Annotated in this window: 27 protein-coding genes; 14 read left to right on the top strand and 13 right to left on the bottom strand. The window is 58.7% G+C overall.

Translation table 11 applies throughout. The features are described from left to right. Positions 1-42: 42 nt before the first annotated feature. Genes ACMG4M_RS13810 through ACMG4M_RS13780 form a run of 7 tightly spaced genes read left to right on the top strand, consistent with a single transcriptional unit; the run spans position 43 to position 5,924 of the window. Positions 43-489 carry a TlpA family protein disulfide reductase gene (locus ACMG4M_RS13810; RefSeq protein WP_035250179.1) on the top strand — a complete coding sequence of 149 codons (447 nt, stop codon included), beginning with the start codon at positions 43-45 and terminating at the stop codon, positions 487-489. Then, complete coding sequence (locus tag ACMG4M_RS13805; protein ID WP_035250177.1) at positions 486-713, top strand: DUF4266 domain-containing protein; 228 nt, start codon at positions 486-488, stop codon at positions 711-713. The genes ACMG4M_RS13810 and ACMG4M_RS13805 overlap by 4 nt, the downstream gene beginning before the upstream one ends. 10 nt (positions 714-723) lie before the next feature. After that, positions 724-1,980 (top strand): DUF3570 domain-containing protein, encoded by a 1,257-nt coding sequence (locus tag ACMG4M_RS13800; protein ID WP_052043092.1) that lies wholly within the window; start codon positions 724-726, stop codon positions 1,978-1,980. A 19-nt stretch (positions 1,981-1,999) separates the two neighbouring features. After that, positions 2,000-2,905 (top strand): FAD:protein FMN transferase, encoded by a 906-nt coding sequence (locus tag ACMG4M_RS13795; protein ID WP_035250174.1) that lies wholly within the window; start codon positions 2,000-2,002, stop codon positions 2,903-2,905. Next, the gene (locus ACMG4M_RS13790; RefSeq protein ID WP_035250173.1) at positions 2,886-3,551 is read left to right on the top strand and encodes a response regulator transcription factor; all 666 of its coding nucleotides are present in this window, start codon (positions 2,886-2,888) and stop codon (positions 3,549-3,551) included. The genes ACMG4M_RS13795 and ACMG4M_RS13790 overlap by 20 nt, the downstream gene beginning before the upstream one ends. Continuing rightward, on the top strand, positions 3,548-4,888 hold the full coding sequence (locus ACMG4M_RS13785) for an ATP-binding protein (RefSeq protein WP_035250171.1): 1,341 nt from the start codon (positions 3,548-3,550) through the stop codon (positions 4,886-4,888). The genes ACMG4M_RS13790 and ACMG4M_RS13785 overlap by 4 nt, the downstream gene beginning before the upstream one ends. A gap of 28 nt (positions 4,889-4,916) precedes the next feature. Beyond that, positions 4,917-5,924: a DUF2333 family protein gene (locus ACMG4M_RS13780; protein WP_035250169.1), complete on the top strand. Its 1,008-nt coding sequence runs from the start codon at positions 4,917-4,919 to the stop codon at positions 5,922-5,924. A gap of 167 nt (positions 5,925-6,091) precedes the next feature. Here the strand turns inward: ACMG4M_RS13780 and ACMG4M_RS13775 are convergent, their stop codons facing one another. Then, positions 6,092-6,955 carry a metal-dependent hydrolase gene (locus ACMG4M_RS13775; protein WP_035250167.1) on the bottom strand — a complete coding sequence of 288 codons (864 nt, stop codon included), beginning with the start codon at positions 6,953-6,955 and terminating at the stop codon, positions 6,092-6,094. A gap of 96 nt (positions 6,956-7,051) precedes the next feature. Here ACMG4M_RS13775 and ACMG4M_RS13770 point away from each other — a divergent pair, with 96 nt between their 5' ends. Next, positions 7,052-8,080, top strand: coding sequence for a helix-turn-helix domain-containing protein (locus tag ACMG4M_RS13770; protein ID WP_272962916.1), 1,029 nt, complete (start codon positions 7,052-7,054; stop codon positions 8,078-8,080). 200 nt (positions 8,081-8,280) lie between these two features. Here the strand turns inward: ACMG4M_RS13770 and ppa are convergent, their stop codons facing one another. Beyond that, positions 8,281-8,811 (bottom strand): inorganic diphosphatase, encoded by a 531-nt coding sequence (ppa, locus tag ACMG4M_RS13765; protein ID WP_035250163.1) that lies wholly within the window; start codon positions 8,809-8,811, stop codon positions 8,281-8,283. 162 nt (positions 8,812-8,973) lie between these two features. After that, positions 8,974-9,342: a rhodanese-like domain-containing protein gene (locus ACMG4M_RS13760; RefSeq protein WP_414430218.1), complete on the bottom strand. Its 369-nt coding sequence runs from the start codon at positions 9,340-9,342 to the stop codon at positions 8,974-8,976. Positions 9,343-9,734: 392 nt separating this feature from the next. Between ACMG4M_RS13760 and murI the strand changes: the two genes are divergently transcribed. Next, the gene (murI, locus tag ACMG4M_RS13755; protein WP_414430217.1) at positions 9,735-10,523 is read left to right on the top strand and encodes a glutamate racemase; all 789 of its coding nucleotides are present in this window, start codon (positions 9,735-9,737) and stop codon (positions 10,521-10,523) included. A 62-nt stretch (positions 10,524-10,585) separates the two neighbouring features. On the opposite strand, the gene ACMG4M_RS13750 is transcribed toward murI, so the two are convergent. After that, positions 10,586-11,848 (bottom strand): 6-phosphofructokinase, encoded by a 1,263-nt coding sequence (locus tag ACMG4M_RS13750; protein ID WP_272962912.1) that lies wholly within the window; start codon positions 11,846-11,848, stop codon positions 10,586-10,588. A 188-nt stretch (positions 11,849-12,036) separates the two neighbouring features. On the opposite strand from ACMG4M_RS13750, the gene ACMG4M_RS13745 reads away from it, so the two are divergent. Further along, complete coding sequence (locus ACMG4M_RS13745; protein ID WP_272962911.1) at positions 12,037-12,561, top strand: hypothetical protein; 525 nt, start codon at positions 12,037-12,039, stop codon at positions 12,559-12,561. Between the two features lie 93 nt (positions 12,562-12,654). Here the strand turns inward: ACMG4M_RS13745 and ACMG4M_RS13740 are convergent, their stop codons facing one another. Continuing rightward, the gene (locus ACMG4M_RS13740) at positions 12,655-13,650 is read right to left on the bottom strand and encodes a lipase secretion chaperone (protein ID WP_272974397.1); all 996 of its coding nucleotides are present in this window, start codon (positions 13,648-13,650) and stop codon (positions 12,655-12,657) included. 54 nt (positions 13,651-13,704) lie between these two features. Beyond that, positions 13,705-14,661, bottom strand: coding sequence for an esterase/lipase family protein (locus ACMG4M_RS13735; protein ID WP_414430216.1), 957 nt, complete (start codon positions 14,659-14,661; stop codon positions 13,705-13,707). 208 nt (positions 14,662-14,869) lie between these two features. Between ACMG4M_RS13735 and ACMG4M_RS13730 the strand changes: the two genes are divergently transcribed. The 4 genes from ACMG4M_RS13730 to ACMG4M_RS13715 all read left to right on the top strand — a co-directional run bounded on the left by ACMG4M_RS13730 (position 14,870) and on the right by ACMG4M_RS13715 (position 18,304). Then, the gene (locus ACMG4M_RS13730) at positions 14,870-15,673 is read left to right on the top strand and encodes a helix-turn-helix domain-containing protein (RefSeq protein WP_035250152.1); all 804 of its coding nucleotides are present in this window, start codon (positions 14,870-14,872) and stop codon (positions 15,671-15,673) included. 62 nt (positions 15,674-15,735) lie between these two features. Then, complete coding sequence (mpl, locus tag ACMG4M_RS13725) at positions 15,736-17,088, top strand: UDP-N-acetylmuramate:L-alanyl-gamma-D-glutamyl-meso-diaminopimelate ligase (protein ID WP_414430215.1); 1,353 nt, start codon at positions 15,736-15,738, stop codon at positions 17,086-17,088. A gap of 158 nt (positions 17,089-17,246) precedes the next feature. Next, positions 17,247-17,705 (top strand): DUF2214 family protein, encoded by a 459-nt coding sequence (locus ACMG4M_RS13720; protein ID WP_035250148.1) that lies wholly within the window; start codon positions 17,247-17,249, stop codon positions 17,703-17,705. Then, positions 17,702-18,304, top strand: a complete 603-nt coding sequence (locus ACMG4M_RS13715) for a flavin prenyltransferase UbiX (protein ID WP_035250146.1) — start codon at positions 17,702-17,704, stop codon at positions 18,302-18,304. The genes ACMG4M_RS13720 and ACMG4M_RS13715 overlap by 4 nt, the downstream gene beginning before the upstream one ends. A 229-nt stretch (positions 18,305-18,533) precedes the next feature. On the opposite strand, the gene ACMG4M_RS13710 is transcribed toward ACMG4M_RS13715, so the two are convergent. From ACMG4M_RS13710 to ACMG4M_RS13680, 7 genes are all read right to left on the bottom strand, one after another. Continuing rightward, positions 18,534-19,253, bottom strand: a complete 720-nt coding sequence (locus tag ACMG4M_RS13710; protein WP_035250143.1) for a ZIP family metal transporter — start codon at positions 19,251-19,253, stop codon at positions 18,534-18,536. A gap of 115 nt (positions 19,254-19,368) precedes the next feature. Next, positions 19,369-20,112, bottom strand: a complete 744-nt coding sequence (locus ACMG4M_RS13705) for an energy transducer TonB (protein WP_349379997.1) — start codon at positions 20,110-20,112, stop codon at positions 19,369-19,371. Beyond that, a complete protein-coding gene (locus ACMG4M_RS13700) occupies positions 20,109-20,519 on the bottom strand; it encodes an ExbD/TolR family protein (RefSeq protein ID WP_272962205.1) in 411 nt (136 codons plus the stop codon). The genes ACMG4M_RS13705 and ACMG4M_RS13700 overlap by 4 nt, the downstream gene beginning before the upstream one ends. After that, positions 20,519-20,899, bottom strand: coding sequence for an ExbD/TolR family protein (locus ACMG4M_RS13695; RefSeq protein ID WP_035250138.1), 381 nt, complete (start codon positions 20,897-20,899; stop codon positions 20,519-20,521). The genes ACMG4M_RS13700 and ACMG4M_RS13695 overlap by 1 nt, the downstream gene beginning before the upstream one ends. Next, on the bottom strand, positions 20,889-21,560 hold the full coding sequence (locus tag ACMG4M_RS13690) for a MotA/TolQ/ExbB proton channel family protein (protein WP_272962204.1): 672 nt from the start codon (positions 21,558-21,560) through the stop codon (positions 20,889-20,891). Before ACMG4M_RS13690 ends, ACMG4M_RS13695 begins: the two co-directional genes overlap by 11 nt. Before the next feature lie 379 nt (positions 21,561-21,939). Next, complete coding sequence (locus ACMG4M_RS13685) at positions 21,940-22,377, bottom strand: copper resistance protein NlpE (protein ID WP_297770380.1); 438 nt, start codon at positions 22,375-22,377, stop codon at positions 21,940-21,942. Between the two features lie 331 nt (positions 22,378-22,708). Further along, complete coding sequence (locus tag ACMG4M_RS13680; RefSeq protein ID WP_414430214.1) at positions 22,709-23,329, bottom strand: class I SAM-dependent methyltransferase; 621 nt, start codon at positions 23,327-23,329, stop codon at positions 22,709-22,711. Between the last annotated feature and the right edge of the window lie 22 nt (positions 23,330-23,351).

The following is a 23,351-nucleotide window of genomic DNA, read 5'->3' as shown; positions in this document are numbered from 1 at the left end:
GGCGTCCGGTGGAAGCTGTGGGCTCACAATAAGGAGAGCCTCATGCGCTATTTACGGGTGCTTGTTCTGCTGGCCATTCCCTGGCTAGCCCATGCCGATCCCCTTCCATTCTCGCCGGAGCAGGTCGGTGACGCAAAAGTGATTTACGTGGACTTCTGGGCCAGCTGGTGTGTGCCTTGCCGTCGTTCCTTTCCCTGGCTCAATCAAATGCAGGAAAAATATGGCGATCAGGGGTTTACGGTGATTGGTATCAATGTAGATCAGGAGAGGGCTGATGCCGAGCGATTCCTGGCCAGTTATCCAGCCCTATTTCCGTTGGTGTTTGATCCTCATGGCGAATTGGCTTCCCGATATCAACTAGAGGGAATGCCGAGCGCAGTGTTACTGGCGGCAAACGGAAGCGAGCTATCCAGGCATATCGGTTTTGTCGCCAAGCATAGCGACAAATACGAGAAGGAAATCGTCCGTCTGATGGAGTCTCAACAATGAAAACCCTATTTACCTTTACCGTACTGCTGGCTGCACTGGCTGGCTTGAGCGGTTGTCAAAATCTCGGCGTTCAGCCCTGGCAGAGGGACCTTATGGCCAAGCCGGTGATGACACCTGGCGCTGCTGACGGTCTGGATGATGCTTTGGATGATCACATCTATTTCAGCAAGGAAGCGTCCAGTGGTGGGCGCGGTTTTGGTGGTGGTGGCTGCGGCTGTAACTGAGGGAATGACAATGCAAAAGAAACTGGATGGAAAACAAATCGGTGTCGGAATTGCCGCTGCAACTTGCGCCTTGCTGGGGCAGCCTGCCCTGGCCCAGGGGGATGCGGATGCCTGGCAGTTCGACTCTGCCGTGCTTTATTATAGCGAGAAAGATCGAGTCACGGCGGTTGAGCCGGTGGTGCGCGGCAAGAAACAGTTTTCCGATGACAGCGAGCTGGAGCTCAAGCTGACACTGGATTCGTTGACCGGTGCTTCCCATAACGGGGCAATCAAATCAGACAAGCCGCAGACCTTTACGTCCCCGTCAGGCGGTCAGCAATACCAGGTCACTAACGAAGTGCCGCTGGATGACTCTTTCAAAGATACCCGGGTTGCTGCCAACATGCAGTATACGCGTCCGTTCAGCCGGACGTTACGCTGGACTGCAGGAATGAACTTTTCCAACGAGTATGACTTTACCTCCATGGGCCTTAATGCCGGCCTGTTGTGGGACCTGAACAACAAAAATACGACCCTGACTTTTGGTCTGGCCCATGAGGCGGACACCATTGATCCGGTAGGGGGTAGCCCGGTGGGGCTGACTTTCCAGAGTGATCAGCAGAAAACCGATGGTTCGGAAGACCGTTCAATCAATGATTTGCTGTTTGGTGTTACCCAGGTGATCAACCGTAACTGGTTGATGCAGCTAAATTACAACGTGTCGGTCTCGGATGGTTATCACACTGATCCCTACAAAATCGTCACTGTGGTTGGTGCCAATGGCGACCCGCTGGAAGCGGAGAGTTTTGGTGCGATGGACATTGGTGCCGGCGACGCCCAAATTTTCGAATTGCGGCCGGATTCACGCACCAAAAATGCGCTTTATTGGGAGAATCGCTATCACTTCAATCGTGATGTGCTGGCGGTGGGCTATCGTTTCATGTCGGACGATTGGGGCATTACGTCACATACTCTGGATGTGAAATATCGCTTTCAGTTCGACAATGGCTGGTTCCTGCAACCGCATGTGCGCTGGTATGACCAGGGGGAAGCCGATTTCTACCAGGAATCTGTTACTGCTGCGCAGGTGGGCTCTCTCGACGAAGTGTCGGCGGATTATCGCTTGGGCAATCTTACCGATACCACCTATGGGGTGAAGGTTGGCAAGCAGTGGAAGAACAACCAGCAGCTGAGCTTGCGCGTGGAAAGCTTCCAGCAGAGCGGTGACAGTGATGCCTCGGAATTGGATGCGCTGATTACGCAGGTCGGGTATACCTTCTATTGGTAATCGTTGCGATGGAGCCCGTATGAGCCAGGGCAGAGATATCATCATGGAACAGGATGGCCCTCTCTGGCGGGGCCGTTTTGCTGCCATGGCCAGCCCCTGCGAATGTCTGATTAGAGGTGTCAGCGAGAGCCTTGCCTGGCGGTCGATCCAATGTGTGGCCGAAGAGGTCTGGCGCATCGAGCACAAGTTTTCCCGCTATCGGGATGACAATTTGATGGCGACCATCAATAACGCCAGCGGGCAGTGGGTGGCCCTGGATGACGAGACGGCTCGTTTGCTGGATTTTGCCGATCAGTGTTGGCGACTCAGTGAGGGCGCCTTTGATATTACCTCGGGGGTGCTTCGCCGTGCCTGGCAGTTTGATGGCTCAGACTGTCTGCCCGAGCAGGCCCAGATCGATACCTTGCTGCCATTGGTGGGTTGGCAGAAAGTCGATCGGCGGGCTCATAGCATTCGTTTGCAGGCAGGGATGGAGCTGGATCTTGGTGGTATCGGTAAGGAGTACGCGGTTGATCGCGCTTTCAATCTGGCGGGACAGCTCTCTGAGGCGGATCTGCTGGTGAACTTTGGCGGCGATCTGGTGGGGCGGGCTTCGCAGGAACCCTGGTTGGTCGGCATGGAGGGCACCGCCAGGCCTCTGGCCGGGCGGTTGCAATTCACTACCGGAGCGCTGGCCACAAGCGGCGATAGTCGCCGTTTTTTACTGCGTGACGGGATTCGTTACAGTCATGTGCTGGATCCGCGCAGCGGCTGGCCTGTCTCCAGTGCTCCCCGTGCCGTCACCGTATTTGGACAACAGTGTACCCAGGCAGGACTGCTTTCAACTCTGGCTATTTTGCAGGGAAAAGATGCCGAGCGCCTGCTTGATGAAGCCGGTGCGCAATACTGGATTCAATGGGGGGACGATGCGCCTGCTACTGGTTGAGGACGACGCCCTGTTAGCTGATGGCTTGCAGCGTGCACTCCGTGCAGAAGGTTACACGGTGGATCACATTGATCGGGGTGATCTGGTGATGCCGGCACTGGAAGACGGCGGTTTTGCACTGGTGCTGCTAGATCTCGGCCTGCCTGGGCTGGAGGGCCTGGCTGCATTAAAAGCCTTGCGGCAACAGGATAAACAGATTCCGGTGATTATCATCAGTGCCAAAGATGCTCTGGAAGACCGCATCAGCGGGCTGGATAGCGGGGCAGATGACTACCTGGTGAAACCGTTTTCCTCTATGGAGCTGATCGCCCGGATTCGTGCACGACTACGCCGTCGGGAAGCCCCGGGAACGGAAACGCTAAAGATCGGTGAACTGGAAATCGATGCCGAGCGGTTCCTTGTGACACTTGGCGGCGAGCCGGTAAACCTGTCACGACGGGAAATGAGTGTGCTATTACAGCTGGTGCGCCATCGTGGTCGTGTTCTTACTCGTGACCAGCTTGAGCAGGGGCTGTATGGCTGGAACGAGGATGTGGAAAGCAATGCTTTGGAAGTACATATCCACCATTTACGTAAAAAGCTGGGGAGTGGTCTGATTCGTACGGTCAGGGGGGTGGGTTACAGCTTGGCGGGTGAGACGGGATGACTTTTTCCATTCGCCGTTTTTTGATCTTGTCCCTGCTGATGGTCATCGTTGGAGGTGGCCTGTTACAGGCTTTATTTGCCTACCGAACCCTTTATCACGAACTGGATGAGCAGTACGACGCGGAGCTGGTGCAAAGCGCCCATCTCTTGGCGGGTTTCTGGCGGGAGGGATATCCGCCAGATGCGTCTCTGTCGGTTTTGGATAATCAGGAGTCTCGCTACCTGCGTTATTTCATCTATCAGCTCTGGCAAGACGGCAACCTGGTCGCCGCCAGCGAGGGCTCTCCCGAGATGCCGTTGATCGCGCTGAATAGTCAGCCGCTGTATCAGGAAAAAAAAGGCTGGCATGCTTATTCGCTGCCTCTGGCCAATGAGCGCTGGCTGATCCTGGCGGAGAGTGATTATGCTCGTCACTCAATGGTCAGGAACGTGGCAGGTTCGTTGTTGGCGCCTTATCTGATCAGCGTGCCTTTCATCATGTTGCTGGTGTGGCTGGCCATACGTGTAGGCCTGTCGCCTCTATCGGATCTTGCTCGTTCAGTAAGCAGACGTTCACCGGATAACTTGACCCGGCTGTCCGATGGCAAAAAAGTGCGAGAGTTGGAGCCAGTGAAGGAGGCCATCAATCAATTATTAGAGCGCCTGGAAGCCGGTATTGAGCGAGAAAAGCGTTTTACTGCGGACGCGGCCCACGAATTGCGAACCCTGCTGATGGTATTGCAATTGCACGTGGAGAATGCGATCTCCTTGCCTGACCCTCAGCAGCGGGAAGCCTCTCTGCAGGCACTGAAGGAGGCGGTGGGGCGGGCTGAGCGCATGCTTGAGCAGCTTTTGGTGCTGGCCCGTCTGGATCCTGCTCTCGGGCCTCCTGAGAAGGGTGGCTGTGTCGACGTATTGAGAGTGGCGAGGGAAACACTGGCGTCCCTGGTGCCGGTGGCGGATCGTCTCCATCAGCAATTGGAGTTGTGTCTGGATACTTCCCTCTGGGTAGCTATTCCCGAGGAGGCGCTGCGATTGGTGTTGCGCAATCTGGTCGATAACGCCTGTCGCTATGCCGATCCTGGTATCGTTGGCGTGAACGCCGAGAAACAGGGCAATCACGTGCGCATAGCGATTTCTGACAGCGGTGAAGGTCTGAGCCAGGATCAGGGGCATCGCTATGGGGAACGTTTCAGCCGCGGTCACTCCGATAAGGATGGCGCGGGTTTGGGGCTGTCTATCGTCACCGGCATCCTGTCGCTCTATGGGGGAAGCCTGTCTTATCGTAAACGGTGTGCGGACTCTCCTGCAGCTGCTATCGTGTTACTCCCTGCCGCTACTGAAATGCCTGGGTTATAGTGGTGGTTCGTCGATCTTGGGAGTGATCATGAGTAACGAAAAATTCAGCGAAAAAATGGGTGACGCCATGCTCGACCCCCGCCATAACCGGATTTGGAAAGGGGTGCTGTGGTTGCTGGGGCTGCTACTGCTGGTGGATGTTCTGCTGAGCTGGTACTGGAGCCAGGAGCCTGATCTGCGTGAATTGCCCAGTCGCGAAAACGTGGTCGCCGGCGAAACCATTGCCCGTGAACTTATCTTCGTTTCTGACACCTTGCTGTCCAAGCCGGGAGGCTATCTCAGTAACGATATCCTGCCCCACCGTCTGTGGATGGATAACATGCCCGCCTGGGAGTACGGCGTACTGGTGCAGGTGCGTGATTTTACCCGGGTGCTACGTCGGGATATGAGTCGCTCCCAGTCCCAGAGTCAGGAAGACCGGGATCTGGCCATTGCCGAGCCCCAATTCAACTTTGATGCACAGAGCTGGGCTATGCCCGCCACGGAAAGTGAATACCGCCGGGGTATCAAGGCGCTGCAAAGCTATCTGGATCGCCTTACCGATGCCAACGAAGGCGACGGCAAATTTTATGCCCGAGCGGATAACCTCAACTACTGGCTCAACGAAGTGCAGAGCCGGCTGGGCTCCCTGAGCCTGAAATTGAGCCAGAGTGTGGGGCGCAGTGAGCTGAATATGGATGTGGGCAGTGCCGAGTCCGTTGCCAAGCCCGGTAATGAAGAAGACTTTGTGAAAACGCCCTGGTTGAAAATCGACGATGCGTTTTATGAAGCACGGGGCGCAACCTGGGCGTTGACCCAGTTGATGCGTGCTGCCGAGGTGGACTTCGCCGAAGTGCTACGGAAAAAGAACGCCACTGTCAGCTTTCGCCAGATGGTACGCGAGCTGGAAGCGACCCAGGAAACCCTGTGGAGTCCGCTGATTCTTAACGGCGATGGATTTGGCATGCTGGCTAACCATTCCCTGGTGATGGCCAATTATGTGTCCCGCGCCAATGCGGCACTGGTGGATCTGCGGAAACTGTTGCAGGAAGGGTGAGAAAGGCAATTGATAATGGATAATTGATAACGTCGCGAGCCAGTCTCTCGGATATCCTGAACGAAAGAGGCCGCGCCCAAGTCATTGGGCGCGGCCTCTTTGCTTTCTGATTATGACTGCGCCTGATCGCGCAGTTATCAATTACCCATTATCAACTATCAATTATTTTACGCCGCATTCTTTTCCTTGGGCTGAGGCAGGCTTGCCCGCCATTTTTCAATCAGCGCGCTGTTGTCATCATCCCAGGGGTGAAAGCCGGGTTTCAGGTAGCTGAACCAGGCAGGGATGATGCTGCTGATCACACCTTTGTAACCGAACCCTTTCCACAGCCCTTTGGCCAGGGTGAGTGGTTTACGGTGAACATTGTCCCGCTTGAGCATCTGCCAGGTGAAGTAGCTGGAGAAGCCGATCAGGTAGGCGGTGCTGGAGAGGAAGAGTCGCTGGCGCTCCAGATAGTTGCCGCTGACATCCGTGTACAAATCGTAGGCTACGGCCTTGTGTTCGGTTTCCTCGATAGCGTGCCACACCCACAGGTCACGGACTGCCGGGTCCATCTTTTGCAGCAACTCCGGGCGGCGCAGGATGGCGTCGGCAAGAATGGCGGTAAAGTGCTCCAGGCCTGCGGTAGCCGCCAGCTGCTGACGTTTGCTCATGTACTTGCGGGCACCGGCCAGCAGCTTGTTGGTGACGGCAAGCGCATGGGCAACGATGTCGTCATACTTGCCGTCAGCAATCAGGTCGTTGAATGCCTGATGCTCCAGGGAGTGCATGGCCTCCTGGCCAATGAAGCCGGAAATATCCTTCTGACGATCCTTGTCCTCTACCTTGTCCCGCAGGGCACGAACAGAATCCACAAAGAAACGCTCGCCATCCGGGAAGGTCAGCGACAGGATATTCAACAGATGGGTCAGCACAGGGTCGTTATCGAACCAGTAGTCATCATGCTGTATGCCGTCGAAGGAAAATCCCATGCGACGCGGGATAATGGGCACAGAAGGGTGTTTCTTTTTTTTCACCAGCTTCAGATTCATCAGTGTCTCCTGGTACAAATGCCATTGATGACATCGTTCAATGACAACTACTATGCTCAGTCTTGCAATCAAGGTCTTGTCGTGGAGGGCCAACAAATGGTGAGTTCGGGCCGTCCCTGGGGAAGTGCCGGGATACCGGGTATTTACGTGGTATTGCTCTATGACGTGCTGGCGGGCATGGGGCTGGATGCCACGTCCCTGCTGGCGGGGTTGGGAGTGAGCCGCGACGAGTTGCTGGCCCCGGATCGGCGGGTATCCATGTCCCTGGCCCAGACCGTGGCCGAGCGGGGGGTGGCCATGGTTGATGAGCGAGGGCTGGGGTTCCGCTATGCCCGGGCCATGAGCATCACTCTGCATGGCCCGGTTGGCCTGCTGGCCTTGTCCAGTGCCAGTGCCCAGGATGCCCTGGATGCGGCCTGCCGCTTCCTCGGTCTGCGGGCGCCTTTCCTGGTGATTGACCAGTGTCGTCAGGGCGAACTGGCCCATGTGCAACTTCGCAGTACGGCTTCACTGGGCGTGGCCCATGATTTTGTTATTGAAGCGATGCTGGTGGGGCTGGCGTTCATGATCGAACAGTTGCTGGATGCACCGCCGGAAGGGCTGGAGATCCGCCGCCGTGGAAGTGCACCGGCCTATCTGTCGACGCTTAAAAAAGAGGTGGGGGTGCCAGTTCTGTTCGATCAGAATGAGGATGCCCTGGTCTTTCCGCTGCCCGCCCTGGCTGCCCGCCCACGCTTGGCTGATCCGCAGGTGGCGGCGTTGGCAAGGGAGCAGTGTGAGCTGGAGTTCCGTCAGTGGCGTACCGAGGAAGACGGTGTCATGGCAGAGCGTATCCGCAGTGCCTTGCAGGATCGAACGGCGCCGTTGCCGTCCCTGGAGGCCATGGCGGAAAAGCTGTCAGTCTCCCCCCGCACTCTCAAGCGCCATCTGCAACAATCCGGGCTTAGCTATCGACAACTTCAGGATCAGGAGCGTTATCGCCAGGCACAGCGTCTGCTGGCGAAGCCGGATAACAGCATCAGCGAGGTGGCTTATTCCTTGGGGTACAGTGATGTGGCCAACTTTTCCAAGGCATTCAAGCGCTGGAGTGGGGTCACGCCGCGGGCCTACCGGGAGCAGAGGTAAGAGAAAGCTTCAAGCTTCATGCTACAAGGCGCGGCTTGCGGTTGTAGCCACGCTGATTAGCGTTTATGCCGCGCCGCCGGATTTGGCAGGGAAAAATCCTGAAAAAGAAAAGGCCGCGCCCTTTTGAAGGGGCGCGGCCTTTTTGCTCTCTGCTTACCGCGAAACTATCTCGCGTTGCAGATTGAAGCTTGTGGCTTGCCTTATCCTTTTTCGTAGGCTTCCACGGATTTCAGGATCTCGGCCTTGGCGGCTTCGGCGCCGTCCCAGCCATCGACCTTCACCCACTTGCCAGCTTCCAGCTCTTTATAGTGCTCGAAGAAGTGCTTGATTTGAGCCAGCAGCAGTTCAGGCAGATCGTTGATGTCTTTCACGTTGTCGTAGATCTTGGTCAGCTTGGTGTGCGGTACCGCCACCAGTTTGGCATCTTTACCGGCTTCGTCGGTCATGTTCAGGATGCCGACCGGACGACAGCGGATCACGGAACCGGGAACCACCGGGTAAGGGGTCACAACCAGCACGTCCAGCGGGTCGCCGTCTTCGGACAGAGTGTTGGGGATGTAGCCATAGTTGGCCGGGTAGAACATGGGGGTTGCCATGAAGCGGTCGACGAATACGGCGTTGCTGTCCTTGTCGATCTCGTACTTGATCGGGTCAGCGTTGGCCGGGATCTCGATGACCACGTAGATGTCTTCCGGAATCTCTTTCCCGGCGGGAACCTTAGCAAAATCCATGATCTATCCTTCTCAAACAGGGTTGGTGGTGGGCGCGGATTATAGCAATGCAGGGCGGTTCCGGCTAATGGCGGAAGGTCGTAGCCTAAGGACTAAGGATAATGGCTTTATGGTCAAGGAGTTAGGGAGCCCATGACGGGCTCCCTGGGGGCTCGGGCAGGCTTATTGGACCTCGCTCCAGCCGGGGTAGTTGCCTTCAAGCAGCCGCACCTTCTTGAAACCGGCGTCCTCCAGCACGGTGGCGGCGGCGCTGGCGCGGCGGCCGGATACGCAGTACAGCACGATTTCCTGCTTACGGTATTGCTTGAGCATATCCAGATGCTGGTCCATCTGTTTGGCCGGCACCATGATGGCGCCGGGAATATGCCCAGCCAGGTATTCGTCCTCATCACGGACATCAATGATGATGGGAGCCTTGTCGGCCTGCATGGCCTGTTTGAGTTCGTTGATGCTGATACTGTCGGCGGCCCATAGCGGCGCGGAGAGGGTGCTCAGTAGCACCAGTAAGACCAGGCTGAAACGTTTCATCATTCTGACTCCTGTCGGTTTTGCCATTCCTGCAACTCGTCCCACAGCTTTTCTGCATCCCGGACCATGCTGGCAATAGAAGGCTTGGCTGCCCCTTGCTAGGGCGCGGCTGGCACATTCATACACGAACGCCTGTTTTGACAACTCGTCGAGTGTTTTGCTCACGGGTTCTCCTTTTTACTTTCTGACGCTACCACCGCTGTGGTCCCGAGAACAGTGACAGGTGCACGGCAGTGACTTTTGCAGTGTAAACGCCACAATATCCGCCATCTGTACCGCCTTCTTAAGAATCATTGTTTGTGCTTTGGCCTCAGGGCAACCCCAACTCTTTCCCTGTTTCCGCCCCGGTCGAGTACACTATCCATCCAAGGTAAACCCGACCCCCAGATTCTGCCATGCCCCATTCCCGTCCCATCGGTATCTTCGACTCCGGCATCGGTGGCCTGTCCGTGGCCGCGAAAGTCCGTGAGCTGCTGCCTGCCGACGATATCCTTTATGTGGCCGATTCCCGTCATGCGCCCTATGGCGACAAATCTGATGACTTTATTTTGGAGCGAATGAACACGGTGACGGATTTCCTGCTGGGGCAGGGTGCCAAAGCCGTGGTGGTGGCGTGCAATACCGCGACCACCTCCGCCATTGCGCAGCTACGGAGCACCTGGTCGGTGCCGATTATCGGCGTGGAGCCGGGGGTGAAGCCGGCCGTGCTGGCGACCCGTAGCGGGGTGGTGGGAGTGCTGGCCACGCCCAGAACCTTGCAGACCCATTCCTTCAGCGCTTTGGCGGCGCGGTTTTCCAGTACGGTGAGTATTGCGGTACAGCCCTGTCCGGATCTGGTGGGCCAGATTGAGGCGTTGCGTTTTGATGATGACAGGACCCTGGAGCTGCTGCATCGCTATATCGCACCGCTGTTGGGGAAGGGAGCAGATACCATTGTGCTGGGATGTACCCATTACAACTATCTGGCTGGGCGCATTGCTCAGGTGGCGGGGCCGGATGTGCAGATTGTCAGTACCGAGTCGGCGGTGGCCCGGGAAGTGGTGCGGCGACTGAAGTGTGAGGGCTTGCTGGCGGATTCGGACAGCATCGGCACAGAAGCGTTTCACACCAGCGGTGAAGTTGCAGTGTTTGGGCGGCAGATAGAATGCTTGTGGGGGGCGGTGAAAGCGGTGTATCCGCTATAGGCATAGACCAGCACATACAAAAACGCCCCGCAATGCGGGGCGTTTTTCGTATCGGGGTGCGCTTACACCTCGAACGCGTCGTTCAGCTTCTTGGCCACCGGGGCCAGTTTCAGCTTGGCGAATTGCGGCAGACCGTCCTTGTATGGCGGATAGGATTCGCCGCCGATCAGCGGTGCCAGATAGTCGCGGGCGCTGGGGGTGATGCCGAAGCCATCCTTGGTGATGAACTTGCGCGGCATTTTCTTTTCCACGTTGGCCACTTTCTTCAGCGGCGCTTCACCGATGGTCCAGCTGTATTTCTTGGTTTTCTTGCGCTCGATGGTGGGCATCACCGCGTTTTTGCCGGCTACGGCAAATTCCACGGCAGCGCGGCCCACGGCGTAGGCCTGCTCCACGTCGGTGGCGGAGGCAATGTGGCGGGCGGCCCGTTGCAGGTAGTCGCTCACCGCCCAGTGGTATTTGTAGCCGAACTCGTCTTTGACCATCTGCGCAATCACCGGGGCCACGCCGCCAAGCTGCTTGTGGCCGAAGGCATCGGTGTTGCCGGCGTCAGCCAGGAAGGTGCCGTCTTCGTAGCGGGCGCCTTCGGACACCACGATCACGCAGTAGCCGACCTTCTCCACGGTGGCCTGCACCTTCTTCATGAAGGCGGCCTTGTCGAAGGCAATTTCCGGGAACAGGATCAGGTGAGGCGCATCGTCGCTCTCTTCCTTTGCCAGACCGGCAGCGGCGGCAATCCAGCCGGCGTGGCGGCCCATCACTTCCATGACGAACACCTTGGTGGAGGTGGCGCACATGCTGGCCACGTCCAGGGCCGCCTCGCGGCAGCTCACCGCGGTGTACTTGGCCACGGAGCCGAAGCCCGGGCTCACGTCGGTGAAGGGCAGGTCGTTATCCACGGTCTTGGGCACGTGGATGGCCTGGATCGGGTAGCCCATCTTTTCTGAGAGCTGGGACACTTTCAGGCAGGTGTCGGCGGAGTCACCACCGCCGTTGTAGAAGAAGTAGCCGATGTTGTGGGCCTTGAACACCTCGATCAGACGCTCGTACTCGCGCTGGGAGGTCTTCAGGTCTTTCAGCTTGTAGCGGCAGGAGCCGAAGGCGCCGCCGGGGGTATGCTTGAGCGCGTCGATGGCGCTTTTGCTTTCTTTGCTGGTGTCGATCAGCTCCTCGGTGAGGGCGCCGATGATGCCGTTACGGCCAGCGTAGACCTTGCCGATCACATCCTTGTTTTCGCGGGCGGCTTCGATCACGCCGGCGGCGGAAGCATTGATGACAGCGGTGACACCGCCGGACTGAGCATAGAAAGCGTTTTTACGCGCCATGAGAGACCCCTTGATTCAATTTGCGTGCATTCTAGCGAAGGAGCCCATGAAACACACCCGGTGTTGTCGGACGAAAGGAAACAGCTGTTAGCCTCGAGCTTATAGCTACAAGCGCACGTTTCAGCTCGTAGCTCGAAGCTAGTGGCTGTTTCTCCCCGGCTCTGGAACAATAGCCGGCCGGAGGATCCATGACTGCATTGATGACATTGTTCTGGCGGCTGGCCATATTTCGTGCCGGCCCCGAAAACGCTCCCTACTCGCCCAGCCTGCTGGGCCTGGTGTTGCTGGGCTGGTGTGCCCTGCAACTGCTGGTTGGCAGCTTGCAGACGGCGCTGCCGGTACTGGTGCTGCTGAGCAGCCAGCTCACCTCGATGACGGTGATTCTGGCCGGCATCTTTGTGCTGTTGGGGTTCAAGGGGCTGCAAAGCCGCTGGCTGCAGACAGCCCTGTCGCTGGTGGGCATCGATGTGGTGCTGACCCTGGTGACTCTGCCACTGCTGGCGATCAATGCGGGTGCGGAGCAGTCCCTGGGCTGGATCGAGGGGCTGTATCTGGTGCTGGTGAGCTGGCAGCTGGCAGCGCAGAGTTTTGTCTACCACCGAGCCATGAATGTGGGGCCGTTTCTGGGCCTGGGTATTGCCCTGACCCTGCTGGTGGCTGGCTATGCGGCGGTGGTGATGCTGGTGCCGGAAGTGGTCACTGTGACTCGCTGATCCGCTTTCAGCACAGGAATGCACCGAGGTCAGGCTGCTTGTCCTGACCGTCAGTATGGTCCGCATCGCCACCCTTCGAGTCTCCGGGTCGGGTTATTCGCTGGCGGGCTCATCAAGCCGGTCCAGGGCAGCTACCCGCTGCTGTTCGGTTTCTGCAAACAATCTGGCCCGCAATTGTTCCAGCTGTTGCTGTTTGTCGTCGCCAACCAGGCCGGATAGCAGAATTCGATCCCGCTGTGTCGCATAGTCCTGATAACGCTGCTGCCATTCCTGCCGTTTCTGTGACAGAGACTGCAAACGAAGCGCGGCTTCATCGCCGAAGGCCTGCTGATGGTAGGCAAACCGGTCTGCGCTATTTCCCCCCGTTTTCTCGATGGATTGCTCTGTGTCTTGCAGGTGCTGAAGGGCCTGCTGTTGCCGGTACTGATCTGCCAGGTGCGCCGGCAGTGATGCATGCAGAGTCTCCATGGCACGCTCTTTTTCCGCATCGCTCATATCGCTGGTGAGGATGTCCTGCCGCTGCAGACTAAAATTGTCATAGCGATCCTCGTCAGCGAACAGAGCTGCGGCATCGGCGCCGAATATCTGTTCACGCCATTGTCGGCGCTGGTTCAGCTTGTCGGCGATATCGCTTTCAGCGCTGGCGGCAAAATCGCCGCTGGCATAACGCTGGCGGTAATCGTTGTAGCGATCCAGCAACGCGAGCAGATCACTGGCCGCACGGGAGCTGGCGTTGTCTTTCGCCCATTGTTGGATCAGCTGCCGGATCTTCTCATCAGGCAGCTCACCGCTCAGCGATAGAAAGTACTCGAGAATGGCCCGGGTGCTGCTGTTCACGATCAGTTGCCCCTCGCCGTCCATGACCAGATCGGCAGGGACTGTGGTGCCGGCCAGCGAACTGTTGGCCAGTGCTTGGGCAGCCGGGAGTGAAGACTGGGGGGGAGTGGGTCTATCAGTGCGGGCAGCTTGCGGGAGGGTGTCAGCCGCTTGGGTTTCTCCGGGGGTGGTGGCAGACATCTGTGGCAGACCCCAGAAGCCAGCAGCGGCCAACAACCCGACAGTGGCCAGCAGGGTGAGATGGCGTTTCATAACGGCTCTCCTGTTCCGGTTGGCCCGCAGGGCACCAGGCCCTGCGGGTCGGTTTTACAGGCCCGCGTTTCGGAGCCGGTTGGCGTGGTTGCGGTAGAGCGTCTTGGGGTCGGTTTCCCAGCCCATCAGACCAAACAGGTGACGGATGGCATCCGCATGGTTGTGACGGTAGTCGTGGCGGATGGGTTTACCCAGGTACATGCCGCATAGAGGCAGAATGCCGTCATGTTTGACGCCGGAGGGGAAGGCCAACCGGGTGACGGTGACCATGATGCTGTCGAACGGGTCGAACAGGTTGGTGTGTACCCCCGTGCCGCCCCAGGACCAGTAGCGCACGCCGTTGACGCTATGCTGGCCGCTGGTGCCACAGGCATCGGTGGGCAGTGCCTGGGGATAACGCTGGTTGAAGGCGGCCATGCCCTCGGTGGTGGACGCTGCCAGCACGGTACTGGCGGACTGGTTATCCGGATTAGGGCCGCCGGAGGCAAATTCCCACAGCGCGCCGAAAGCGCCGGCGATACTGTCGGCCAGGCCTTCACCAATGCCACCTTCCGGCGTCAGGCCGCGAATAACATCGGCCAGTACCGTGCCGCGGTTTTCGCCGTGCACGGAGGTGACTGATGCCACCAGATCTGGCCGTACCGCCGCCACGTAGCGAGAGGTGGGCGCGCCCTGAGAGTGGGCAATCAGGTTCACTTTATTGGCGCCGGTGACCGCCAGGTAGTTTTCGATCTGGACGATCAGTTCCTCGCCGCGGTATTCGTTGCTTTGCAGCGCGCTGACATTGCTTTCGTACACCTGGGCGCCATAGTCACGCAGGTTGTCGGCAATCCCGTAGAAGTAGTCCACACCGAGGATGTCATCGAAGGCGATAATGCCGCCGACCAGCACGATGGGGTAACGGGTATCGGCGTAGCTTTTGTCTTTGCCAAATGGCCACCAGGCGTGGGCCTGGGTGGTGGTAACGAGCAGAGTCAGGGCTGCCAGCAGCCCGGGGAGTCGGATCGACATGGGTTTCTCCTGTGTTGTTATTTTTCGGCCTCTCTGGGCCTTCATAGACAGCCGGCGCCAGGGCTGTGTTTTTTGTCGACGATTGGACTATAAGCAGGTTGGGTGGTAGTAACTTGTAGGAATTGGTGCCTCGTTTTGTCATAAACAGAAAAACTGTGATCCCGCTCGCGATTCTGTCGCGTGCTTGACGACTCGGAAAAAAACAACAATGACCTTGTCAGCGAAACCCGGTTTGCCTGCGTCTACGCTGTATCTGTGGCGGCAGCGAACGCTTTATCTGGGCCGGATTGAACGCCTGTCATCACACTCTCAGGGAGCGCATACGCTGCTGTTCGGGCTGGATGATGTGATTCCGCTGACGGTAGAGGGGCAGACCTTATCCGCGCGCTCCTACCTGATTCCGGCAGGGGCACTGTTCTCGGCGGAGTCGCTGGGTAAGCGTATCGCCTGCTGTTTTCTGGACCCGTTGGGCAAGGACCTGCTGTTTCATGCGCCGACGATGACCGCAGAGAAATGTGGCGTTTATCGGGATTCCATCCGGGAAGTCGATCAACTGGCAATGTTGCGGACTCTCCACGACGGTGCCACTGAAGCTGCCGAGGCCTATGCCCGACTGCGGGGGCTGGTCTTCCCCGGCGATAACGAGCCGGTGGCCGGTTTTGAACCGGATGCCAGGATTGCCCAGGTGGTTGAATTGATCCGCGCCGACCCGGCGGACAACCTGTCCAATGAGGCGCTGGCAGAACAGGTGGGGCTGTCCGGGGATCGTTTGCAGCGGCTGTTCAAGCAGACCACCGGTATCCCTATCCGCCGCTATCGTCTCTGGCACCGGCTGTTCGTCACCTCATCAATGATGGCCATGGGCAGCACGCTGACGGATGCGGCTTTGGCGGCAGGGTTTTCCGACTCCTCTCATCTGACCCATGTATTCAAGAGCATGCTCGGCATGAGCCCCTCGGCGGTGCTGCGCCGCTCCCGACAGGTGCGGATTCTGGTGGGAGGGGATCACTGATCCCTTCACCTGAAGGCCCCTTGCCGTTAAGGTGCAGGGATTCTTTTCATCGGTTTATTCCCATGCATATCCATATCCTCGGCATCTGCGGCACCTTCATGGGGTCATTGGCACAGCTGGCCAAGGCCCAGGGCCATCGTGTTACCGGTAGTGACCAAAACGTCTATCCGCCCATGAGCGACCAGCTGGAAGCGGCGGGCATCGAACTGACCCAGGGTTATGATCCGGCGCAGCTGGAACCGGCGCCGGATCTGGTGGTGGTCGGCAATGCCCTGAGCCGAGGCAATCCAGCCGTGGAAGCCGTGCTGGATCGGGGCTTGCCCTATACCTCCGGCGCCCAGCTGCTGGAGGATGTGATTTTGCCCGGTCGTTGGGTGCTGGCGGTGGCCGGCACCCACGGCAAGACCACCACCAGCTCCATGCTGGCGTGGATTCTGGAGCACGCCGGGCTCAACCCCGGCTACCTGATTGGTGGTGTGCCCGGCAATTTTGGGGTGTCTGCCCGCCTCGGTGAGACACCGTTTTTTGTGGTGGAAGCGGACGAATACGACACCGCCTTCTTCGACAAGCGCAGCAAGTTTGTTCATTACCGCCCGCGCACCGTCATTCTCAATAATCTGGAATTCGATCACGCGGATATCTTCGCCGACCTGGCCGCTATCCAGACCCAGTTCCATCACTTGATTCGTACCGTGCCCGCCACCGGGCGGCTGATTCTTCCGCACGGTGAAACGGCCCTGGAAGAGACGCTGGAGAAAGGCTGCTGGAGCGAGATTGAACGCTTCGGCGAAAACGAGACCCTGGGTTATCGCCTGGATAACGCGGACGGGTCCGTCTTTACCGTTCTGGAAAATGGTGAACCGGTGGCCCAGGTACGTTGGGACCAGACCGGCCAGCACAGTGTGAACAATGGCATGGCTGCATTGCTGGCGGCCCGCCATGTGGGAGTCACCCTGGCGGATGGTGCTGCCGCCCTGTGCGAATTCCTGGGCGTGAAACGGCGTATGGAATTGCGTGGGGAAGTGGATGGTGTGCGAGTGTACGACGACTTTGCCCATCACCCCACGGCCATTGCCACCACCCTGGATGGCCTGCGCCGCAAGGTGGGAGACGGGAAGATTCTCGCGGTGATCGAGCCCCGTTCCAACACCATGCGCATGGGCAGCCACAAGGAAGCGCTGGCGGCCAGCACCGGGGCGGCGGATGAGGTAATCTGGTATCAGCCGCCGGGGCTGGACTGGTCTCTCGACCCGGTGGTTAGCGAATCGCCGGTACCGGCATCGGTGAGCAATGACATTGACGACATCATTGCCCGGGTGGTGGCACGCAAAGGCAAACCACTGAGCGTGGTGGTGATGAGTAACGGTGGCTTTGGCGGCATTCATCAGAAATTGCTGGATGCGCTGAAAGCATAAGCCCCTTACCGCATGTTATTCCTGAGGGTTCGTTGGAGCCTTGCTCGCAAGGCGAATTCTCTCAGGGGCCGGGCCTTTCGCTTTGCAAGCAAAGCTCCAACGGTGGCCGGCTTTACGGTTAGCTTGGTGTTCGGCGTGAATCAACACGGGAGGTTGTCATGTTCTGGTCCGTATTTTGGGCATCGGTGCATTACCTCGGCATTCTGATGCTGTTTGGTTTTCTATACGGGGAACTCCTGTTGTGGCGAACCGGCATCAACGAACGCAATATTCGTACTCTTCTGTGGCTGGATATCGGCTATGGTCTCTCGGCGCTGGCTGTGCTGGTGAGTGGTATTGCGCGGGCCGGGTGGACGGAAAAGGGCTGGGATTTTTACCTCTCCAGCCCCTGGTTTCATGGCAAGGTAACCCTGTTTATTCTGATCGCGCTGTTGAGTCTGTATCCCACCAAGGTCCTGTTGGGCTGGCGGAAAACCGTTAAGGCCGGACATGTCCCCGAGATTGATGCCACGCTGCAACGCAATCTGCGCGGTGTGTTGGTCGCTGAACTCCACCTGGTGGTACTGATGCCAATTCTCGCGGCGTTGATGGCCCGTGGTGTAGGAATGGGTGTATGAGCAAACGAATAACCCTGGCTTTTACCGGCGCCTCAGGAGCGCCCTATGGATTGCGCCTGTTGCAGTGCCTGCTGCAAGCGGATTGCGAAGTGTTCGTGATTCTGTCCAAGGCGGCGCGGGTGGTGATCGGCATGGAAACCGAGCTGAAGCTGCCGGCCGGCACCGGTAAGGCCGAACAGGCCCTGCGTGACTGGGTGCAGACTGACCGTGGCACCCTGGTAGTGTGTGGGCTGGAGCAGTGGACCTCTCCGGTGGCCTCCGGCAGTGGTGCGCCTGCCGCCATGGTGGTGTGCCCGTGCTCCACCGGCACCCTGTCCTCCATCGCCTGTGGCGCCAGTGACAATCTGATCGAACGGGCGGCGGACGTGGCCATCAAGGAAGGCCGCAAGCTGATTCTGGTGCCCCGGGAAGCGCCGTTCTCTCCCCTCCATCTGGAAAACATGCTCAAGCTGTCTCGCCTGGGCGTCACCATCATGCCGGCGGCGCCGGGCTTCTATCACCAGCCGCAGACGGTAGGGGATCTGGTGGACTTCATTGTCGCCCGGTTACTGGATCATCTGGGGGTAGAACAGACGCTGGTGAAGCGCTGGGGGGAATGAGTTCCTCACTCTACAAAGCCACACAAGCAGCTACTCGCTTTCATTTCTACGAAGCCCCGTAGGAGCGCCGCTTGAGGCGCGAACCTAGCGACAGCGAGGCAGCAGTAACAAGCCCTATCCGCTATTCGATCAGAAGCCTGTCAGACCCTGATAAACCTGATCGCCCGGCGGGCGATTTCCTTGCTTCGCAAGGTTCGCGCCTCAAGCGGCGCTCCTACGGGGCTTCGTTTCAATGCACCAGAAGGTGCCCCACCAACCCCAACGCAAAACCAGCTACCGCTCCCTGGGCGGGAGCCCAGTGTTTTTTCAGAGGCACCTGTGGGGCGATGTCCTGGAACACCAGGTAGAGAATGCCGCCGCTGGCAAACAGCATGATACCGCCCAGAATCAGGGGATTGTTCACCAGTACCAGAAAGCCGAGGGCGGCGCTGGCCGGGCCGAGCAGGGCCAGGGCGGCGAACGCCAGGATGATTTTGGTGGAGGACAGGGTGTTGCCTTTGCTGTTGCGGATTTCCCGGTAGGCGTTAAAGCCTTCTGGCAGGTTCTGCATGCCGATCAGGAATGCCAGCAGGTAGGCCTGGCCGCCACCCACCGCCAGTGCTGCCCCCAGGGCGATGGCTTCAGGAACAAAGTCCAGCAGCATGGCCAGCAGCTGGGACATGGCGCCGCCATGGGCGGCCAGGGCCCGATCCACCACCATGAAGGCAATGCCGCCGCCCACAAACAGCAGGGTGGCGGACAAGGGGGTATGGTGCTGGGCGCCTTCCGGCACCAGCACCAGCGCTACCGCAGCCAGCAGGGCGCCGCCGCCGAAGGCGATAACCGTATGGCGGACTTCCTGCTCCAGCCAGCCCCGTGCGATGTGTTGTTTGACGCCGATAAGGGCGCCGGCGGCCATGCTCAGGCCAGCGGCCAGACTCAGCAATAAGGCGAGGGTCAGAGCGCTCATGGGGAGGGCATCCTTGTTGCAGGGATGGGACAGGCAAGTACCCGCCATACATTCAACCTGAGCCCATGTGGAAATTAGCGGGTCAGGTCGAACATAAAGACTGGCAGAGCAGGGATCAACTGTTGCTGAGGTCGTAATCCACCGGGGCGAGGATTTCCACCGGGATGCTGTCCAGATCCTTCGGTGGGGCATCAAAGCGCAAACGGGAGACAAGCTCCTGGGTCGCCCGATCCAGGATACGGCTGCCAGAGCTTTCTACCACTGCCACTTTTTCCGCCCGCCCGGCAGCGTTGATCCAGAACGACACTTTTACGGTGCCCTCCTGGCGACGCATGCGGGCGCGGTGCGGATACTGCTTGTTGTAGTCGATGGTGTCGCGCACCTTGGCCAGGTACTTGTTCAGGGCGTTTTCCGTGTCTCCGGATTGATGCACCCCTTCGCCCGGGTCTCCGGCCATGCCCTTGGCGCCCACTTGCTGCGTCTGGCTGGCAGCGGCCTGCTCACTCTCGGCGTCTTCCTGGGTGTCCTGTTCCTCTACGACGTCACTCTTGGCCACTACAGGCTCAGGCTCAGGCTCGGGTTCCGGTTTCGGCTCCGGTTTGGGTTTCGCCACCGGTTTCGGTTTTGGCTTTACCTTGGGCTTGGGTTTCGGCTCGGGTTTCGGGGCCGGTTCCGGTTTCGCCGGTGCGGGCGGCGCAGCAGGCTTTTCCGCTGGCGGCGCAGACAGGTTCACTACCATTTCGGTGACGCCGGGTTTGCTCGGGCGTCCGCCGGCCAGGGTCAGTGCACCTACGGTGACCAGTACGCTGGCATGAATCAGGACAGAGGCGACCCAGGCAAACAGGGTACGGGATGTCATTGGTCACCCCCGTCGTTGCGGGTCACCAGGCGTACCTGTTCCACGCCCAGGCCTTGCAGGATTTCCAGACGCTCGCGCAGGGTGGTCATGGTGACACCGGCGTCCGCCAACAGGCGCACTTCCCCACCTTCCGGGCGTTCGCTCAGATAGTCTTGCAGTGTCGCTTCAGTGAGCGCGGTATCGTTGTCCTCGGCAAACCACTGACCATCCTGCTGCAACACCAGCAGTAGCTTGTCACGGGCTTCAGGGCCATTGGCGCTCTGGCTCAGTGGGGTATCCACGGACACGGAGGGGCTTTTGGCCAGCTGGCCGGCCAGCATGAAGAAGATCAACAGCAGAAACACCACATTGATCAGCGGTAACACCGGTTCCAGCGGCGGGCGACGGGAAGACGTTTCCATGATCATCACGGCAACAGCTCCAGTTGTACATCCTTGACGCCGGCGGCCTTGATGGCGTCCACGGCGGCAAGGGCCTGCTGCAGGGTGGCATCGGCGCTGACCGTGACCCACACCTTGCTCTTCTGGGTGTCGAGTCGATCGGCTACCGCATCAGGGGTAAAGCTGACACCGTTCAGGTTCAGGTCACCGTCGGCTTCCACTTCGATCACCAGCCACTTGTCATCGGGTTTGTTGATGCTGTCTGCGGGCTGCACGTTGACGGGCAGGTCGTAGAACTGCCCGAAGCGGGTGGCCAGCATAAAGAACACCAACAGAATAAATACTACATCAATCAGTGGCGTCAGGCTTATGAAGGGTGTGCGGTGACGCTCCGGTTCAATATGCATGCGCCACCGATTGGTCGCGGTCCTCTTCCAGGGGTTCGGATTCCGCGTGGTTGTTGCGCAGGACTTTCAGTCGGGACAGACGGTCCTGCATCTTTTCCCGGCACAGCTCCAGACTGCGATCCGCCCAGTGGAAGGCGGCCAGGGTGGGAATGGCCACGGTCAGGCCGGCAGCGGTGGTCAGCAGGGCTTCCCAGATACCGCCAGAGAGGATGGAGGGGTCGACCTGGGAGCCGGCGGTTTCCAGGGCCTGGAAGGCGCCGATCATGCCGAATACGGTACCCAGCAGGCCGAGCAGGGGCGCTACGGCGCTGATCACTTCGAGGATGCGCAGGCCGCCGCGCAGGTTGTCCAGAGAGCTGCGAGCCAGGCGCAGGCTTTCTTCTTGCCAGGCGGCTTCTTCCAGCTTGCTGTTCTGCCAGCATTGCCATACCACCTGGTCGATGGGGCTGGTCAGTTTGCCGGGTTTGCCGGGCTGCTGACCCTTGGCCAGGGCGTCCAGCAGGCGGTCTGCCTGGCGAGCGCTGCCCGGGCGAACGCGGGCGAACTGCAGGATCTTGGAGATTAGGGTGGCCAGGGCAATCACGGACATGAAGGCGAGGACCCACATGGTGGCGCCACCGCTGACAAACCAGTCGGGCAGGTGCAGGGAAATCGGGGGCATGGAAACACTCCTGCTGCGGGCGAATCAATTGAAGGCCCGGTCATTAATACAAAAAGCGTGCGTAGAGTCTGGCACGCGGTTGTGGCATCTCGGTGACTGAGAAAGGAACCGGGAAACACAGACTTGTGGCCCTCAGCGCGAAGGCCCGAATTCGGTTCGCAATGATAGGTTCATAGGCGCCTTAATGCAAGTCATTCCTATTTGCAGTCTATTCACGGTAATGGCCTGACGTACCAGGGAATAGTGATTTTTCGTTACTGGGGATAAGGGTAATTAGCTGCTGGCAAGGGCATAGAGGGAGGTTTTGGGGCGGCAGAGTTGTAGTAGCCGTTTTGGGAGAATCATGAAATGCAGAGGGCGCCGAAGCGCCCTCACAGGCTTACTTGAGCAGCAAGCGATAGTTCATGTTGGATTCGATGCGGTTACCGCTCTGGTCCAGTTGTTCAATGGCATTGACGGCATCCTTGATGTACTGGCGATCGGCATCCGGGTCGTCAGGATTGATCGTGTAGACGTCGTATTCCATGTTGCCTTGCAGGCGCTTTTCGGATTCCCAGCTGCCTCGCTCCGAGGCGCTCAGCTCCACCTTGGATCCGCTCAGGTATTCTTCGCGCAGCTCAAAGCGGGAGGGGTTGTCGTACTGATCCCGATACAGCGTCAGGGTGGTGCGGATACCTGAGCAGTCAGCGCAGGGCAGCATGCCGCTGTAAATGATTTTCTGGGCAGTGGGGTTGATGGGTTCTTCCGGTTGCTGGCTCTGGCAGCCGGTAACGAGGACGGCACTACCCAAGATGGCGGCGGCGAGATAAGTTTTCATGTCGTTTACTCCCTGACAGCTCCTGTAAAGATACTGCTTAGAATAAAGATTTTGTGTTTGGTTCGCCGTTTTAACAGTTTTTGATAATTCTATCGTGTGTTTGCGCGTTGTTCTGTAGACAGCACGCTCTCGGCGCCAGCCGCTGAAGAGAGACTGTGACGAGCGTCGATCCGGCGAAAAACCCACTGCATGATTGCAAGAAAGAAAACAAACACAATCAGGAAATAAAGAAGAATCATGCCTCATCCACCCTGTTTTTGTTGTGCCAACAGGCTAGGGCTGGATCCTGGTTTCAACCAGCAACACTTTGTTATCAGTTGTTGGTTTACTGTTATTGATGGTCGGCGACAGCGTGAAAGATCACCGATACCGGCAGCTTTTGTTGCGGGTCCAGGGGTTCTTCCAGGTTGACCCGGTAGCCCGCGCGCTGAAACAGGGCGAGCCAGTTTTCCAGGGTCCGAAAATACCAGGGTGGAGCTGCACCGAAATCGCTGCCGGACCCGGGCCAGCGGGTTTCCCGCCAGCCACTCCGGTAGTCCCCATCACAGGCCATCAACGGGTGCAGGGTTTGTACCAGTAGCACCCCGCTGGGGGTCAGTCGTGTCTGCAGGGTGGCGAGCAACTGCTCCACGGATTGCTCGCCAAACAGGGAGAAATTGCAGACGGCCAGATCGAAGGACTCGGCGAGGTCGGTGTCCAGTTCGCTGAATGACAGGCAACGGTAATCCCCCTCCGGATGCTGCTGGCGGGCGCTGTCCACCAAGGAGGGGATGGCATCGATGCCGGTGGTGTGAATGCCCCGGGCAGCCAGGCGGCGGCAAAGCCAGCCTTCGCCACAACCCACATCCAGAACCCGGCCTGCCTGCCGGGCGATGATGGCCCGTTCAATGGCCGGGTCGCTGGTGCGGCGGCTGGCAATGCCCTGTTCCTGTATCAGGCGTATCCAGGGCATGGCATTGTCATGCCAGCTGGCA

The sequence above is a fragment of the Alcanivorax sp. IL3 genome (assembly GCF_047495465.1).
Classification (GTDB): Bacteria; Pseudomonadota; Gammaproteobacteria; order Pseudomonadales; family Alcanivoracaceae; genus Alcanivorax; species Alcanivorax jadensis.
The sequence above is the reverse complement of the archived record's forward strand: the minus strand, read 5'-3'. Positions and strand labels throughout refer to the sequence as shown.

What these genes read in the sequence shown, in the direction of transcription:
- ACMG4M_RS13790 (WP_035250173.1), top strand. Translation starts at nt 2,886, where the DNA reads ATGCGCCTGCTACTGGTTGAGGACGACGCCCTGTTAGCTGATGGCTTG.
- ACMG4M_RS13710 (WP_035250143.1), bottom strand. Translation starts at nt 19,253, where the DNA reads ATGAGCGCTCTGACCCTCGCCTTATTGCTGAGTCTGGCCGCTGGCCTG.
- ACMG4M_RS13680 (WP_414430214.1), bottom strand. Translation starts at nt 23,329, where the DNA reads ATGCCCTGGATACGCCTGATACAGGAACAGGGCATTGCCAGCCGCCGC.
- ACMG4M_RS13730 (WP_035250152.1), top strand. Translation starts at nt 14,870, where the DNA reads ATGACCTTGTCAGCGAAACCCGGTTTGCCTGCGTCTACGCTGTATCTG.
- ACMG4M_RS13685 (WP_297770380.1), bottom strand. Translation starts at nt 22,377, where the DNA reads ATGAAAACTTATCTCGCCGCCGCCATCTTGGGTAGTGCCGTCCTCGTT.
- ACMG4M_RS13760 (WP_414430218.1), bottom strand. Translation starts at nt 9,342, where the DNA reads ATGATGAAACGTTTCAGCCTGGTCTTACTGGTGCTACTGAGCACCCTC.
- ACMG4M_RS13770 (WP_272962916.1), top strand. Translation starts at nt 7,052, where the DNA reads ATGGTGAGTTCGGGCCGTCCCTGGGGAAGTGCCGGGATACCGGGTATT.
- mpl (WP_414430215.1), top strand. Translation starts at nt 15,736, where the DNA reads ATGCATATCCATATCCTCGGCATCTGCGGCACCTTCATGGGGTCATTG.
- ACMG4M_RS13810 (WP_035250179.1), top strand. Translation starts at nt 43, where the DNA reads ATGCGCTATTTACGGGTGCTTGTTCTGCTGGCCATTCCCTGGCTAGCC.
- ACMG4M_RS13795 (WP_035250174.1), top strand. Translation starts at nt 2,000, where the DNA reads ATGAGCCAGGGCAGAGATATCATCATGGAACAGGATGGCCCTCTCTGG.
- ACMG4M_RS13690 (WP_272962204.1), bottom strand. Translation starts at nt 21,560, where the DNA reads ATGCCCCCGATTTCCCTGCACCTGCCCGACTGGTTTGTCAGCGGTGGC.
- ACMG4M_RS13715 (WP_035250146.1), top strand. Translation starts at nt 17,702, where the DNA reads ATGAGCAAACGAATAACCCTGGCTTTTACCGGCGCCTCAGGAGCGCCC.
- ACMG4M_RS13740 (WP_272974397.1), bottom strand. Translation starts at nt 13,650, where the DNA reads ATGAAACGCCATCTCACCCTGCTGGCCACTGTCGGGTTGTTGGCCGCT.
- murI (WP_414430217.1), top strand. Translation starts at nt 9,735, where the DNA reads ATGCCCCATTCCCGTCCCATCGGTATCTTCGACTCCGGCATCGGTGGC.
- ACMG4M_RS13780 (WP_035250169.1), top strand. Translation starts at nt 4,917, where the DNA reads ATGAGTAACGAAAAATTCAGCGAAAAAATGGGTGACGCCATGCTCGAC.
- ACMG4M_RS13700 (WP_272962205.1), bottom strand. Translation starts at nt 20,519, where the DNA reads ATGATCATGGAAACGTCTTCCCGTCGCCCGCCGCTGGAACCGGTGTTA.
- ACMG4M_RS13775 (WP_035250167.1), bottom strand. Translation starts at nt 6,955, where the DNA reads ATGAATCTGAAGCTGGTGAAAAAAAAGAAACACCCTTCTGTGCCCATT.
- ACMG4M_RS13805 (WP_035250177.1), top strand. Translation starts at nt 486, where the DNA reads ATGAAAACCCTATTTACCTTTACCGTACTGCTGGCTGCACTGGCTGGC.
- ACMG4M_RS13735 (WP_414430216.1), bottom strand. Translation starts at nt 14,661, where the DNA reads ATGTCGATCCGACTCCCCGGGCTGCTGGCAGCCCTGACTCTGCTCGTT.
- ACMG4M_RS13785 (WP_035250171.1), top strand. Translation starts at nt 3,548, where the DNA reads ATGACTTTTTCCATTCGCCGTTTTTTGATCTTGTCCCTGCTGATGGTC.
- ppa (WP_035250163.1), bottom strand. Translation starts at nt 8,811, where the DNA reads ATGGATTTTGCTAAGGTTCCCGCCGGGAAAGAGATTCCGGAAGACATC.
- ACMG4M_RS13705 (WP_349379997.1), bottom strand. Translation starts at nt 20,112, where the DNA reads ATGACATCCCGTACCCTGTTTGCCTGGGTCGCCTCTGTCCTGATTCAT.
- ACMG4M_RS13720 (WP_035250148.1), top strand. Translation starts at nt 17,247, where the DNA reads ATGTTCTGGTCCGTATTTTGGGCATCGGTGCATTACCTCGGCATTCTG.
- ACMG4M_RS13800 (WP_052043092.1), top strand. Translation starts at nt 724, where the DNA reads ATGCAAAAGAAACTGGATGGAAAACAAATCGGTGTCGGAATTGCCGCT.
- ACMG4M_RS13695 (WP_035250138.1), bottom strand. Translation starts at nt 20,899, where the DNA reads ATGCATATTGAACCGGAGCGTCACCGCACACCCTTCATAAGCCTGACG.
- ACMG4M_RS13750 (WP_272962912.1), bottom strand. Translation starts at nt 11,848, where the DNA reads ATGGCGCGTAAAAACGCTTTCTATGCTCAGTCCGGCGGTGTCACCGCT.
- ACMG4M_RS13745 (WP_272962911.1), top strand. Translation starts at nt 12,037, where the DNA reads ATGACTGCATTGATGACATTGTTCTGGCGGCTGGCCATATTTCGTGCC.